This window comes from Streptomyces sp. NPDC048473 (genome assembly GCF_043200155.1).
Lineage (GTDB): Bacteria > Actinomycetota > Actinomycetes > Streptomycetales > Streptomycetaceae > Streptomyces.
Map to the genome: position 1 here is coordinate 128644 of NZ_JBICXE010000026.1, position 13804 is coordinate 142447.

At 71.6% G+C, this 13804-nt stretch carries 11 protein-coding genes; 9 read left to right on the forward strand and 2 right to left on the reverse strand.

All coding sequences use genetic code 11. The features are described 5' to 3' along the window. The first annotated feature begins 7 nt into the window (after positions 1-7). Together ACGFU7_RS32515 and ACGFU7_RS32520 are read left to right on the forward strand one after the other, a co-directional pair. Entirely contained in the window at positions 8-820 is an 813-nt protein-coding gene (locus ACGFU7_RS32515) for a hypothetical protein (protein WP_393700586.1), read from the forward strand. After that, complete coding sequence (locus tag ACGFU7_RS32520; RefSeq protein ID WP_393700588.1) at positions 820-1857, forward strand: serine/threonine-protein kinase; 1038 nt, start codon at positions 820-822, stop codon at positions 1855-1857. Before ACGFU7_RS32515 ends, ACGFU7_RS32520 begins: the two co-directional genes overlap by 1 nt. Before the next feature lie 9 nt (positions 1858-1866). Here ACGFU7_RS32520 and ACGFU7_RS32525 read toward each other — a convergent pair whose 3' ends face one another. Further along, the gene (locus ACGFU7_RS32525) at positions 1867-3144 is read right to left on the reverse strand and encodes a streptophobe family protein (protein ID WP_393700590.1); all 1278 of its coding nucleotides are present in this window, start codon (positions 3142-3144) and stop codon (positions 1867-1869) included. Between the two features lie 145 nt (positions 3145-3289). Between ACGFU7_RS32525 and ACGFU7_RS32530 the strand changes: the two genes are divergently transcribed. The 3 genes from ACGFU7_RS32530 to ACGFU7_RS32540 all read left to right on the forward strand — a co-directional run bounded on the left by ACGFU7_RS32530 (position 3290) and on the right by ACGFU7_RS32540 (position 9064). Beyond that, complete coding sequence (locus ACGFU7_RS32530; RefSeq protein ID WP_393700591.1) at positions 3290-4645, forward strand: DUF6777 domain-containing protein; 1356 nt, start codon at positions 3290-3292, stop codon at positions 4643-4645. A 203-nt stretch (positions 4646-4848) separates the two neighbouring features. Next, complete coding sequence (locus ACGFU7_RS32535; RefSeq protein WP_393700614.1) at positions 4849-6888, forward strand: SpoIIE family protein phosphatase; 2040 nt, start codon at positions 4849-4851, stop codon at positions 6886-6888. Beyond that, complete coding sequence (locus ACGFU7_RS32540) at positions 6878-9064, forward strand: hypothetical protein (protein WP_393700593.1); 2187 nt, start codon at positions 6878-6880, stop codon at positions 9062-9064. Before ACGFU7_RS32535 ends, ACGFU7_RS32540 begins: the two co-directional genes overlap by 11 nt. 93 nt (positions 9065-9157) lie before the next feature. Here the strand turns inward: ACGFU7_RS32540 and ACGFU7_RS32545 are convergent, their stop codons facing one another. Then, positions 9158-9703, reverse strand: a complete 546-nt coding sequence (locus tag ACGFU7_RS32545) for a lamin tail domain-containing protein (RefSeq protein WP_393700594.1) — start codon at positions 9701-9703, stop codon at positions 9158-9160. Between the two features lie 447 nt (positions 9704-10150). On the opposite strand from ACGFU7_RS32545, the gene ACGFU7_RS32550 reads away from it, so the two are divergent. From ACGFU7_RS32550 to ACGFU7_RS32565, 4 genes are all read left to right on the forward strand, one after another. Next, complete coding sequence (locus ACGFU7_RS32550; protein WP_393700596.1) at positions 10151-10762, forward strand: TetR/AcrR family transcriptional regulator; 612 nt, start codon at positions 10151-10153, stop codon at positions 10760-10762. Between the two features lie 69 nt (positions 10763-10831). Then, positions 10832-12535, forward strand: a complete 1704-nt coding sequence (locus ACGFU7_RS32555) for an acyl-CoA dehydrogenase family protein (RefSeq protein ID WP_393700597.1) — start codon at positions 10832-10834, stop codon at positions 12533-12535. A 123-nt stretch (positions 12536-12658) separates the two neighbouring features. Then, positions 12659-13300 carry a hypothetical protein gene (locus ACGFU7_RS32560; protein WP_393700599.1) on the forward strand — a complete coding sequence of 214 codons (642 nt, stop codon included), beginning with the start codon at positions 12659-12661 and terminating at the stop codon, positions 13298-13300. Continuing rightward, complete coding sequence (locus tag ACGFU7_RS32565) at positions 13300-13512, forward strand: hypothetical protein (protein ID WP_393700616.1); 213 nt, start codon at positions 13300-13302, stop codon at positions 13510-13512. The genes ACGFU7_RS32560 and ACGFU7_RS32565 overlap by 1 nt, the downstream gene beginning before the upstream one ends. The last annotated feature ends 292 nt before the right edge of the window (positions 13513-13804 follow it).

The following is a 13804-nucleotide window of genomic DNA, read 5'->3' on the forward strand; positions in this document are numbered from 1 at the left end:
GGCGCCCATGGTGACTCCGGAGTTCCGCCCGACCCATGTCGTCCCCCAGGACGGGCTGCCCGCCTGGGAGGCGCCGGACGTGTCCCGCCCCACCGAACCGCTCGACCCGCTGCTTCCGGTACAGCTCATCGACCGGCGCGGGGACTGGGGGCAGATCCTGTGCGCCAACGGCTGGTCGGCCTGGGTCGACGGCCGCCTGCTCGTCTCCGTACCGCACGGACCGCCGCCTGCCGGGCAGCCGCTCGCCCGTACGGCGGACCCGCGCCCTCTGCTGGCCCGGGTCCAGGAGTCGCTGGCCCAGTACCGGCACGCCGCGAAGGAACTGGCCGATGAGCGTATCGACGGGGAGACCTTCCGCCGCCGTACGCAGGGACTGCGGGTGGGAATGGTCGTGGACGGCGAAGCGGTGTGGCTGTACGACGCCGAGCACGAGCGCTGGGTGTACTGCGACGGGACGCGGCTCAGCACCTACGCGGCCTCGGCCGGACCGGGCCGGCCGAGCGGGGCGCCGGCGGGGGCGGGGGCGGGGGCGGCCGAAGCGGATCCGACGCAGGTCGTCGCGCCCGAGCAGTTGGCCGACCCCCGAGCGCCGGACGAGGACGACGAGCAACTGACACAGATCGTCCGCCCGGAACAGATGGCCCGGGGCCGGCCGCCGGACGAGGACGACGAGGAGCTGACGCAGATCGTCCACCCGGAACAGATGGCCCGGGACCGGCCGCCGGACGAGGACGACGAGGAGCTGACGCAGATCGTCCGCCCGGTCGACGAATCCGGCCCTCCCGCCGCGCATCCGCCCACCCGGGCGGGTGACGGGTGATGGCCCACGAGCCCCGGTCCCCGGCCTCCGCGCACTCCTCGCGGGGCACCGAGTTGCCCGTCGGAAGGCCTTCCGACCTGCTCGGGAAGCAGATCGCGAGCTACGTGGTGGAGAGCGAGATCGGCCGCGGTGGCATGGCCGTGGTCTACCGGGCCAAGGATCTGCGGCTGGACCGCACGGTCGCTCTCAAGCTGCTGGCACCCGAACTCGCCCGCAACGACACCTTCCGTAAGCGCTTCACCCATGAGTCGCGGGTGGCGGCCGCGATCGACCATCCGCACATCGTGCCGGTCTTCGAGGCCGGTGAGACCGAGGGCATCCTCTACATCGCCATGCGCTATGTCGCGGGTCAGGACCTGCGCGCCCTCATCGACCGCGAGGGGCCGCTGCCGATCGGCACGGCGGTACGGATCGCCGCGCAGGTGGCGTCCGCACTCGATGCCGCCCACGATCACGACCTGGTGCACCGGGACGTCAAACCCGGCAACATCCTGATAGCGGCGGGCACGGACAGCGACCACCCCGAGCATGTGTATCTGACGGACTTCGGCCTGACGAAGAAGTCGCTGTCGCTGACCGGATTCACCTCGGTGGGCCAGTTCGTCGGAACGCTCGACTATGTGGCGCCCGAGCAGATCTCCGGCCGTCCGGTGGACGGCCGGTGCGATGTCTACAGCCTGGCGTGTGTCGTCCACGAGACCCTGGCCGGCGGACCGCCGTTCCGGCGCGACGACGACATGGCTCTGCTGTGGGCCCACCAGTTCGACCCGCCGCCGCCCCTGACCGGGCTGCGCCCCGATCTCCCGGCCGCCGTGGACGGCGTACTGGCGAAGGCCCTGGCCAAGAGCCCGGACGACCGGTACGACTCATGCCTGCAGTTCGTGGCCGCCCTGCGCTCGGCCGCCCGGGGCGGTGCGCGCGCGAACCATCCGCCGACCCAGGTGGACAAGCGGATCGTGGCACGGTCTCCGGGGTCCGAGCCACCGCCCGGGCCGCCGCGATGGGCGCTGCCGGTGTTCCCCGGGCTCCCGCGGTAGGCGTCGTGGTCAGCCGGCCACTTCGCCGCGCCGCAGGACCCTGGAGCCGAGCAGGCCGCCGAGGAACCCGGTGACCAGCCCCCAGAGTGCGGCCAGCGCGAGTGCGCTCCCTACGTGCGGGCGCAGAATGACCTGCCCGCCGAGGCCGCCGTCGACATCCCCGATGCCCAGCAGCGACAGTCCGTAGTGCGCGGAGACCGGGGCGGTCAGACAGATGGTCAGCACGGTGAGTACGAGCGCCACCGCCATGTGCACGGCGTGCTGCCAGGGCGGCATCCGGGCGGGCGAGCGAATCGCCATGAGGAACGCGGCGGACAGGGTCAGGACCGCGGCGACGACCACCAGCCACCAGGAGCGCGCGTCGGCATCGGCCAGCGTGGTGACATCGAGGGTGGAGATGTCGGGGGTACGGAGTACGGAGTCGAGCACATGCGGCATGGGCAGCCCGAAAGGGCCGTCCACCTTTCCCTCCCACGACGCCCCGAGCCCCAGGGTGAAGGCGAGCCACACGAGGTTCGGCAGCCCCAGGAGGATCACGGCGAACGTCTCGGCCGGGTGGCCGCGGGTCACCGCGACGACGAGCCCGGCGACCAGTCCCAGTACGACGTACGCGAGCAGCAGCGCCACCATGGCGTACGCGGCCGGGCGCACCGACTCGTGGAAGCGCACCAGGCGGGCGGGGAGCGGCGCCGCCCGTGATACGAGGAGCGCGAGGACGAGAACGCCCGCCAGCCAGATCAGGCCGAGGACGAGGGTGAGGAGGACATCGGCCCGGAATCCGACCTCGGGGGATGCGTCGAACACGTCGCTGATGACTGTGCCGGTCGGGCCCCCGACCGCGACGGCGAACGTCCGGCGGGCGAGCAGCGAGAGGCCGATGAGCACGAGCGCCCAGAGCGCTGCCACCCGGGCGGCCCAGCCCGCCAGTTCTCGGGTGCCCGCGACGGCCCGGTGACGCAGCGGACGCAGAAAGCCCGCAGCGATCATCAGCGCTCCGGCGAGGGTCACCGAGAGCGGCAGCACCGAGAGGTCCGCGTGGGTCCTCGCGAGGTCCCCGGCGTCCCCCGAGAGGTCGACCGTGCCGCCCGCCGCCAACACGACGACGGCCGCGACGACGCGCGGGAACGCACCGTCCGGCAGACCGGTCGCGCCTGCCGCCCACAGTCCGAGAGCGGCCGCGACGGCCATGGCCACCAGCCCGGCGAGCACCGTGACGAGGGCGTGGCCCCAGCCGTGCGCGGCGCTGCGTGCCGTGCCGCTCCGGTGCTCGTCTCCCTGTTCGCTCACGGGGCCACGCTAGGCATGGCACCGGGCACTGCGCCCCTTGGGAGAGCCGGTCGGCGTCCGCTTGCGGGCCTCACGACCACCGAGCACACAATGTGCACGTAAGGGAAGAATCGGGACCGATCTCTACCGCCCGGAAGAAGAACCCGTGAGTGACCGACCCCCGCCGTCCGGCCGCCCCACAGGACCCCCATCCGGCCCGCTCTCGGGCCCCACGCAACAGGGACCTGTACCGCCGCCACCGCCGCACCGTCCCTCCGGCCCTCCGACCGGACCGCCGGCCGGAGGCGGCTCCGGCAGCACGGGCGGACCCGGCGGACCCCGCCATGCGGCGCAGCCTTCCGGCTCCGGCGGCGGCCCCGGTCGTCCCTGGTGGCGGTCGGTGCCCCTGGTGGCGTCGATCACCGCTGTGATCGTGGCCGCGGTGGTGCTGACCATCGTCCTCACCCGCCCCGACGGCAGGTCGGTGGCGGGCGGCGAGGTCTTCCTGCAGGCGGCCGGCTCGACCGGCCCCGATCCGTACACCCCGTCGACGGCACGGAACAGTTCCGGAACGACGACACCGACTCCGCTGCCGAGCGCCTCCGGGACAGCGGCGAACGTCACGCAGGCGGTGCGGGGCTCGACGCCGGGCCTGTACGGAGGCACTCGTCACGTCTCCAGCTGCGATGTGGAGAAGCAGATCACCGCGCTCACAGCCGATCGCGGCAAGAACACTGCGTTCGCTTCGGTCCTGGGGATCGCCCCCTCCGGCGTTCCTGGATATCTGCGCTCGCTGACCCCGGTCCAGCTGCGGCTGGACACCAGGGTCACCAATCACGGGTACCGCAACGGTGCACCCACCAGCTTTCAGGCGGTGCTCCAGGCCGGCACGGCCGTCCTGGTCGACGACCACGGCGTGCCGCGGGTGCGCTGCGCCTGCGGAAACCCGCTGCTTCCGCCGGTCGCGGTGAAGGGCAGTGTGAAGCTGGTGGGCGCCGCGTGGCCCGGCTACCGCTCCTCGAATGTCGTGGTGGTGGAGCCCGCGCCGCAGGCGGTGAAGGCATTCATCATGTTCGACCCGAAGAGTGACGACTGGTTCAGGCGCGACGCGGGTGACACCGGCGGCCATGACAAGAAGACCGCGCCGCCCTCGAAGACGATCTTCTCGCCCTGCCCTTCGGAGCCCCCGGGCGCCTCCAGCGGGCCCTGCCCTTCGACGTCGACCTCAACCTCGACCTCGACCTCATCTTCGCCCTCGCCTTCGTCGAAATCCCCGTCCTCAGAACTGCCTTCAGCGCCGTCTTCGCCGTCTTCGGCCTCCTCTCCGCCCTCCACGTCCACGACCACCGAACCGCCGGCTCAGGTGCCCCCGTCCACCGGGGCGCCGGCCTCACCGCCTGCGTCGGACACGGGGTCGGCCCCCGAGTCCGTGGCGCCGCAGTCCGCGCCGGAATCCGTGGCGACGCCCGCCCCACCGGCCTCCGGTGACACCCCGTCGATCGGCGGGCCGGCGGCCGCCTAGGAGGGGGCGCGGAGCGGCGTGAGCCGTCGTTCTTCCGTGATCACGGCGGGGTTAACCCGTATGCCACTGAGCGGTGGCGACGCGCGCGGGGTGCGTCGACGCTTGTCCCTACCCGCCGATTCGCGAGGTGGGCGGAGCCTGATGGGGGTGAATCCGTGTCGGACGCCGGTGCACCGGACCCCGCGTCGGCTGCGGTCGACGGTATGGGGGCGGCGGTCCTCCACACCCTGTTCGCCCAGTCCGCGGTGGGCCTGCATGTTCTGGACACGCAGTTGCGGGTGGTGCGGGCGAACCCCCTTTCCGACAGCATCCCCGCCGAACGCCTCGTGGGGCGTTACTTCACCGAGGCGTACCACCTCGAACAACCGGACCAGGCGGAGCGGATGCTGCGCGGGGTGCTGGACAGTGGCGTGGCCTCACGCGACCGCGTGATCCGCGGCCGGCTCCTGGACGCCCCCGGCCCCAATCGCAGCCTGAAGGTGTCCGTCTACCGCCTGGAAGACGCGGAAGGTCGCACCCTCGGGCTGCTGGCCGCTGTCGTCGATGTCAATGACGAGGAGAAGGCGCGCACCCGTGCGGCGTGTCTCGCCGCGGTGCGCACGCACGTGGGCAGGTCGCTCGATGTGGCAGCCACCTGCGAGGGGCTCGTCGAGGCCGTCGTTCCGGTGTTCGCCGACTTCGCCGTGGTCGAGGTGGTGGATGAAGTGCTGCGCGGTTCGGATCCGCCGCCCGGCCCCCTGGAACGCGATGTCCCACTGCGCCGCGCGGCGGTGCGAGGTCTCGGTCCCGACGGTCACCGGGACGGCCTGGTCGGAGAGATGCGCAGGCTGCCCGCCCGTACGCCCCATGCTCTGGCCGCTTCGGATCTCCGGCCCCGTCTCGTCCAGATCGGTCCCCGGACGCAGTGGCTCGACGCGGACCCCGACAGCGCCCGGGTGATCGAGGCGACCCGGGCCCACTCCTTGATCGTGGTGCCGTTGAAGCTGCACGGCGCGGTTCTCGGTCTTGTGAGTGTGTACCGGTGCCGGGGGACGGAGCCCTATGAGGAGAACGATATTCCGCTCGCTCTGACGGCCGCTGCTCATGTCGCCCTGAGCGTCGACAACGCGCGGCGCTACGAGCGCGACCATGTGATCGCGTCGACGGTCCAGCGCCGGCTCCTCCCCCAGCGCGACGGTGACCGGATCGCCGTGGAAACGGCACACCTCCTGCTGCCCGGGCGCAACAGCGGGAGCTGGTTCGACACCATCAGCCTCCCCGGCGCGCGCACCGCCCTGATCGTCGGCAATGTAGACGGACCCGGCCTCCAGACAGCCATCACCATGGGGCAGTTGCGGACCGTCATCCAGGCGCTGGCCGGTCTCGACCTCGAGCCCGACGAAGTGCTGGCCCGGCTGACCGACACCGCCGGGCGCCTGGCCGTCGAGCGGGCATCGCTGCCGCCCTGCGACCGGCTGCACAGGGAATCGCTCAATGCGACCTGCCTGTACGCGGTCTACGACCCGTTCTCCCGTACCTGCACCATCGCACGGGCGGGGCACCCGGCGCCGGTCCTCGTCACGTCCGACGGCACCACGACCACCCTGGACGTACCCGAAGGGCCCTCGCTCTTCTCCACCGACAGTTCGCCGTTCGCCACCGCCGGCTTCGAGCTCGACGAAGGCAGCGTTCTGGCGTTCTTCACCGGCACCCTCCTGACCGACCACAGGTCCGCGAGCCGGGTAGTGGAAGCACTCGCGCAGCCCGGCCGGAATCTGCAGGACCTGTGCGACGACGTGGTCTACAGCCTTCCGGCCGAGGCTTGTCCCGAGGGCGCCGCCCTTCTCCTCGCCCGTACCGGCGTCGTCCCGGCCGACCGGGTCGCGACCTGGGAGCTGGCCCACGACCGGACGACCCCCTCCATCGCCCGTACGCTCGTGCGGGACCGGCTCGACGGCTGGAATCTCGACGAGGAGACGATCGACGCGACCGAACTCATCGTGAGCGAGCTGATCACCAACGCCGTCCGCTACGGCACCCCTCCGCTGCAACTGCGGCTGATCCTGGACCGCTCGCTCACCTGCGAGGTGCACGACAGCAGTCGGGTGTCGCCCCATCTGCGCCATGCGCGCACCGTCGACGAGGGCGGACGCGGACTCTTCATCGTCTCCCAGCTCGCCACCCACTGGGGCACCCGGTACAGCAGCGGCGGCAAGGCCCTGTGGACCGAGCAGGAGATCCCGTCCGTGGCAGATGAGTCCTGACCTCGGCGTGCGGCACCCGCTGCGCACGGCCGCCTTTCTCGTGGCGGCCGTGTGCACGCTGGTGATGGCCGTGACCGCGACGGCGCGCAGCACCGTGGTGTCCCCGTCGTTCTACCAGTCGGTCCTCGACCACGAAGAGGTCTACGACCGGCTCTACGACCAGGTGCTGGTAGATCCCCGGGCATCGGGTGTCACCAGGAATCTCCTCGCGCGGCTGCCGGTCCCGGAGGCCGTGGTGACCTCCAACATCAAGGTCGTGCTGGAGCCGGAGACCGTCCGGGAAATGACCCACCGGCAGATCGACAGCGTGGTCGGGTATCTCCGCGGCGACCAGAACACCCTGCGGCTGACGGTGGACATCACGCCGGTGGTGAACAACCTCACCGATCTCTCCCAGATCTACTTCGGTGACCTGGTGGCCTCGCTCCAGCAGAAGCCCGAGCCGGACTTCGCTCAGTTCTCGGCCGACCTGAACCAGGCGCTCGGCAGTCTGATCTCCGGGCAGGTCCCGAGCGGGCTGCCCGCCCTGCCCCTCTCCCCCGGCCAGGCGGCGCAGGCCACCGATGCGCTGCTGCAGGCTGTGCCCGCGAAGAGCCGGGCGGCGCTGCGCCCCGAGGTCTCGGTCGCGCTGGCGGAGGGCGATGTCGCCACCGCACTGGCGGCTGTGGCCCCGGCGGCGGTCTCGGACCGGACCCGTGCCGCCGCGGCCGGGTTGCGTACCACGGCCGGCGGCGGCACCTGGGACATCACCCAGGCGCTCGCCGCGTCGGGGAACCAGCTGGACGCCATCCACCGGGCCCGCACCTTCACGCACGAGGGACTCGCCCTGGTGGAGGCCATCGCCACCGTGCTGGGTGTCGCGGCCCTGGCCGTCCTGTGGTTCGCCGGCCCGGCGGGCTCCGGCCGCCGGCTGATGCTGACGGGCTGGGCACTGGCATCGGGCGCGGTCCTCACCGCATTGGCTGTGCTGGTGGCGCGCCTGGCCACCGGCGGAAGGGTGATCACTCCGCCGGGTTCCTGGCCGCCGAGCCTGACCCGGCTGGTCGACGACGTGCAGGACACCGCGCTCGACCGGATCGCGCTCACCGCGCTGACGACCGCTGTGGTCCCACTGGTCATCGGTGCACTCCTGGTAGGAACGGGCTGGGCCGTCGGGGTCCGGCCGCGGGCCGCGATCACGGCCCCTCGCGTCCGCGGGCTGGCTGCCGGAGCGAGCTGCGCCGCGCTGGCCGGCGTCCTGCTCGTACCGCTGGGCATCAATCAGACCGTGCCACGGATCTGCCAGGGCAGCCCGGAGCTGTGCGACCGCGGGTACGACGAAGTGGCGTACGTGACCTCGCACAACGCCATGTCGACCACCGCCGACCGGTTCATCGGACCGCTTCAGGACCCCGACATCACCGCGCAGCTCAACAGTGGAGCCAGAGCCCTGCAGATCGACACGTACCACTGGGAAACACCTGAGGAGATCGCGCAACGGCTGAACTCTCCCGAGTTCTCGCCCGAGCAGCGCCGGCTGATCACCTCCGCGATCAATCGGATCAATCCGCCGCGCAAGGGCCTGTGGCTGTGCCATGCCGTGTGCCGGGCGGGCGCGATCGAGCTGGTGCCGGCCCTGAAAGCGATCGGCGCATGGATGCGGGCGCATCCGACCGAGGTCGTCACACTGATCATTCAGGACGCCATCAGCGGCGAGGACACCGAGCGGGCCTTCCGGCAGGCGGGGTTGCTGGATCTGGTCCACACCCCGGACCCCGACCCCGCGAAGGCGTGGCCGACGCTGGGCGAGATGCTCGACAGCGGCCGGCGACTCGTGGTCTTCGCCGAGAAGGCCGACGGTCCCGCACCGTGGTACCGCAATTTCTACCGTTACGGGATGGAGACGCCGTTCGCCTTCCGGAGCCCGCAGGAGATGAGCTGTGTCCCGCACCGCGGCGGCACCGGCAAGCGGCTCTTCCTGCTCAACCACTTCATCACCGTCGCGGGCGGGAGCAGGATCGACGCGGGCAAGGTCAACGCCCGTGACTGGGTGCTGGACCGTGCGCACCGGTGCGAGCAGCAGCGGGGCGGCCCGGTGAATTTCGTGGCCGTCGACTACACGACGATCGGGGACGTCCGCGGGGCGGTCGACGCGCTCAATGCGGAGCTCCCTGCGCGGCGGTCCGACGATCACTGACAAGTGCGGCGCCCCGCGGCCGGGTCGGCCGCGGGGCGCCGCGATCAGGGTGTTGACGGCCGATCCGGGGACGGGGAGCGGTCGCCGGTCGGGTCAGCCGCGACCGTCGTGGTGGTTACGGCCGCCACGGTCGTCGCGGCCGTTACGGCCGTCATGGTCGCGGCCCCAGGACTTCGAGTCGGCCCTGTGACCACGCGCGTCCCGCAGAGTCGCCGTGTCGCTGGCGTCCCAGACGTACCTGCGGAGGTCCTGATAGACGTCGCGGGTGGTGTCGCGGCCGACTCCGGTGTGCACACGCACCGAGGAGCGGCCGGCCAGCCGCAGGTCGAACCGGTAGGTGCGGTGGCTCTCGTCGCTCAGGGTCCAGCCGCGGAGGTTGACCGAGTGACGGCCGGTGTTGGTGACGGTGACCCATTCACCGTTGAGGCTGCGGTTGGAGCCGTTGTCGCGCCCGGGGCTGTTGTACTGGATCGCGCCCAGGACCACGGACGAACGCGGGTCGGTCCGGGTGTGGCCGTGACCGCGGTCGCGACCGTTTCCGTGGTCGTGATCGTCTGCGATGGCCGGCAGTGCGGCGGCGGCCACCAGTGCGCCGGAAGCGAGAACGGTAGCGGTGAACCGCCGTGCGGAACGGGACATGAAGACCCCTCAGATGCGGGCCCGGGCCGTGCGGTCCGAGCGTTGTTCGGTCCCGGCCTGTTGCCGAGAACGCACACTGTGGCCCGAATGCCCGAGTCGCGAAAGACGCACCGATACATGTTACGAAGTACGGACATTTCCGTCACACGCGTCTGTAACCGGCACCCATCCCGGCCCTCCAAGTACCTGCCAACCCCTGCCTGCTGCACCCACCCGCGGGGCACTGCACCGACCCGGCCCGTGGCGGCATCCAGCACCCGGCGCGCACCCGCACACACTCTGCGCGACCGGTCCGGAAAATCCGTAACAGCCACCGCCCGCACGGCCTTGAACATCCGTTCCCTTACCCGCGGAAAAGAGAACGGCAGTTCTTCGGCGGGCCATTGCACCCCGGGAACAACAGTGGTTGAGTGACAGAGGAAGATATGAATCGGGGTTCAGAACATCATGGCCTACCGACCCACCGCCCGTACGGAGGCGACTCGGCTCGCTCACCGTGAACGGCTGCTGGACGCCGCACGGCAGCTGCTGGCCGAGGGCGGATACGCGGCGGCCAGCATCTCCGCACTCGCCGACCGGGCGGGTGTCGCCAACGGCAGCGTCTACAACCACTTCGCCTCCAAGCAGGAGCTGCTCGCCGCGGTCTTCCGCCATGTCGCAGGTCATGAGCTCGGCGCGGTGCAGGAGGCCGTACGGGCGCGGAGCGGGGCCGCCGAGCAGCTGCGCGCCCTGGTCGAGGTCTTCGCCTACCGTGCGCTGCGCTCCCCCCGTACGGCGTGGGCGCTGCTGGCCGAACCGGTCGATCCGCTCGTCGAGCAGGAGCGGCTGATCTACCGGCGCGGCTATCACGCCCTCGCCGAGTCGGCCATCGTCGCCGGTATCGCCGCAGGTGAGCTGCCCGCGCAGAACGCACAGCTGTCGGCCGCCGCCGTGATCGGGGCGGTCAGTGAGGCACTTCTCGGCCCGCTGTCGCCGGTCGGCGAGCGGACCGGCCCGGGACCGGTCGTGGAGGGCATCACCACGCTGTGCCTCAGAGCCGTCGGAGCCGACGGCACCTGAACGCGAGCCGCACACCGCCGCACCCGCTCCCCCGCCGCCCCGCCCATCGACCCAGGACAGGAACCCGCGATGACCGTCACCCCGCACCGGACCGGCCTTCGGCCCGAGGCCCCCGTGCCGCACCCCCCCCATGAGGTCACCAACCAGGCGCCGCCCCGGACCGGCCTCGACGAGTACGGCACCAATCTGCCGCTCGCACAGGCCGTCCGAACGTTCGGCGCTGCCTGGCACGAGCCGGAGCTGCACGACATCGGCACCCTGGTCGGTTCCGAGCGGTTCCAGATCAGTGCGGAGCTCGCCCACACCTGCCCGCCCGTCCTGCGCACCCATGACCGTTACGGCAACCGCGTCGACGAGATCGACTTCCACCCCGCGTACCACGAGGTCATCGGCGCGGCGGTGAGTCATGGCACGCACACGGCGGGCTGGGCCGATCCGAAGCCCGGAGCCGCGGTGGCACGGGCGGCTTCGTTCATGCTGTTCGCCCAGATCGAGCCCGGCCACGCCTGCCCGATGTCCATGTCGCATGCCGTGGTCCCGGTCCTGCAGCGCGATCCGGACGTGGGACGGGACTGGCTGCCGGGCCTGCTCAGCCGTTCGTACGACCCCCGCCTGATCGCCCCGGACCGCAAGTCCGGGCTGACCTTCGGCATGGGGATGACGGAGAAGCAGGGCGGCTCCGACGTCCGCGCCAACACCACGCGGGCCGTCCCGCTGGGCTCCGACCCCGACGGCCGGGCCCATCTGCTGACCGGCCACAAGTGGTTCTTCTCCGCCCCGCAGTCGGACGCCTTCCTGGTGCTGGCCCAGGCCGAGGCCGGACTCACCTGCTTCCTCGTGCCGCGGGTACTGGCCGACGGCACCCGCAACACCGTCCGTATCCAGCGGCTGAAGAACAAGCTCGGCAACAAGTCGAACGCCTCCTCCGAGGTGGAGTTCGACGGCACCTGGGCAGTACGGGTCGGCGAGCCCGGCCGCGGTGTCCCGACCATCATCGAGATGGTCAACCACACCCGGCTCGACTGTGTGCTCGGTACCACCGCGGGCATGCGCCAGTCGGTGTCGGAGGCGATCTGGCATGCCCGGCACCGCAGCGCCTTCGGTGCCCGGCTGGCCGACCAGCCGGCCATGACGGCGGTCCTCGCCGACCTGGCGCTGGAGACGGAGGCCGCGACCTGGACCTCGCTGCGCCTGGCCCACGCGTACGAGAGCGGCAGCGGCGAGTCCGAGGAGATGTTCCGCCGGCTGGCCACCGCGGTGTCCAAGTACTGGATCTGCAAGCGCGGCCCGCACCACGCCTACGAGGCGCTGGAGTGCCTGGGCGGCAACGGCTACACCGAGGACTGGCCGCTGGCCCGGCGTTACCGCGAGCAGCCGGTGATGGCGGTGTGGGAGGGCTCGGGCAACGTCATCGCGCTCGATGTGCTGCGGGGCATCGCCAGGACCCCGCAGTCGCTGGACGCCTTCTGGGCCGAGCTGGGGACCACGGCCGGTGCCAGTCCCGTACTGGACGCTCATGTGCGTCGCGTACGTCAGGAGCTGGCCGACGATCTGCGCGAGCCGCTCGCCGCGCAGACCCGCGCCCGGGCGACGGTCGAAGGCATGGCGCTGGCACTGCAGTCCTCGCTGATGCTGCGTCACGCTCCCGCGGCGACGGCCGAGGCGTTCGTCGCCGCCCGGCTCGGCGAGGCCCGTGGCCACCAGTACGGCATCCTGCCGCGTGGCACCGATGCCGCGGCGATCGTGGAACGGCACTTCGGCGGGGCCGGCTGAGGCAGTCAGGGCCGGCTGAACTCCCCCGGTGCGGCAGCGACGGGCGGGCAGAGGCCGAAGGGAGCCTCCGCCCGCCCGTCGTCGTACGGCGCATCCGCTGCCATGGGCGTTAGGTTGGCTCCCATGGAGTCGAGACCCCGCGCACTGTGGTTGCGCACCGAACCCCTCCACGCAGTGATCTACTTCGACGAGGAGTGCCGGGGCATCGGCCGGTCCGTCGGCCTCAAGGGCTTCTGGATGGGCTACTTCGCCACCCGTACGGCCCCCATGGGGCCGGTCCGCCCCGAGGCCGCGACCGCTGTCCTGGCCGTCTTCGCCCCGGGCATGGTGGCCCGGGCGCTGCCCGCCGCATGGCAGATCGTCACCCCCGAAAGACTCACGGACCTCCGCGCGCAGCTCGCCGCGCGGGCGCTGCGCAGGCTGATTCCCGGCATCGACACTCTTGCCGGACAGCTCGCCCCGCCGCTCGCGGCGATGGTGGAGGACGCATCGGCGCTCGCACGACCGCTGTTCGCCGCGAACCGGCCGCTGTGCGACCGCGCCGACCCGGTGGAACGCCTGTGGCAACTCACCACCGCACTGCGGGAGTTCCGGGGCGACGCGCACGCCGCCGCTCTGGCCGACCACGGTCTCGACGCCCCCGAGGCGCTCGTTCTCGCCGCCGCCACCGACCGTGCTCCGCGCGAGGGCATCCGGCTCGACCGGGGCTGGAGCGAAACGCGGAGTGGGCGGCCGCCGAGGAACGGCTGCGCTCCCGCGGGCTGATCGACACGGAGTCGGCTGTCACGCCGCGCGGTCGTGAGGAACGGGACCTGATCGAGGGCACCACCGACCGGCTGGCCGCCCGGCTGCTGCGCCCCCTCACCGACAGCATGGTGGACGCGCTGCTCGCCGCTCTGGAGCTGCCGACCCGGCAGGTGCTGGAGGCGGAGCTGCTGCCGTTCCCGAACCCGATCGGGCTGCCCCGGTCCGTCTAGGGTCTTTCGTTTGGATCAGGCCGGATCAGGGAGCGGGGTCCGGTGCTGTGGATCGCAAGGCGGAGGAGGGAGGCAGAGGGGGTCTCCCCTGCCCGAGCGCAGCCGAGAGCTTGGGGAAGGAGCCATGCCGACCGACGACAACACGGCGAGGCACAGTGCCAGGGCCCGCGGGCCCGGCATGATCCGAACGAGAGGCACTAGTAGGGCTTGGTCATGTGCGGTCCGAGATGGCGTGTCTTCTTGATCGGTCGTGTCGTTGATCGGGTGTGCTGGGTGAGGAGTTGGCTGCGGT

What these genes read in the sequence shown, in the direction of transcription:
- ACGFU7_RS32515 (WP_393700586.1), top strand. Translation starts at nt 8, where the DNA reads ATGGTGACTCCGGAGTTCCGCCCGACCCATGTCGTCCCCCAGGACGGG.
- ACGFU7_RS32520 (WP_393700588.1), top strand. Translation starts at nt 820, where the DNA reads ATGGCCCACGAGCCCCGGTCCCCGGCCTCCGCGCACTCCTCGCGGGGC.
- ACGFU7_RS32535 (WP_393700614.1), top strand. Translation starts at nt 4,849, where the DNA reads ATGGGGGCGGCGGTCCTCCACACCCTGTTCGCCCAGTCCGCGGTGGGC.
- ACGFU7_RS32540 (WP_393700593.1), top strand. Translation starts at nt 6,878, where the DNA reads ATGAGTCCTGACCTCGGCGTGCGGCACCCGCTGCGCACGGCCGCCTTT.
- ACGFU7_RS32545 (WP_393700594.1), bottom strand. Translation starts at nt 9,703, where the DNA reads ATGTCCCGTTCCGCACGGCGGTTCACCGCTACCGTTCTCGCTTCCGGC.
- ACGFU7_RS32550 (WP_393700596.1), top strand. Translation starts at nt 10,151, where the DNA reads ATGGCCTACCGACCCACCGCCCGTACGGAGGCGACTCGGCTCGCTCAC.
- ACGFU7_RS32555 (WP_393700597.1), top strand. Translation starts at nt 10,832, where the DNA reads ATGACCGTCACCCCGCACCGGACCGGCCTTCGGCCCGAGGCCCCCGTG.
- ACGFU7_RS32560 (WP_393700599.1), top strand. Translation starts at nt 12,659, where the DNA reads ATGGAGTCGAGACCCCGCGCACTGTGGTTGCGCACCGAACCCCTCCAC.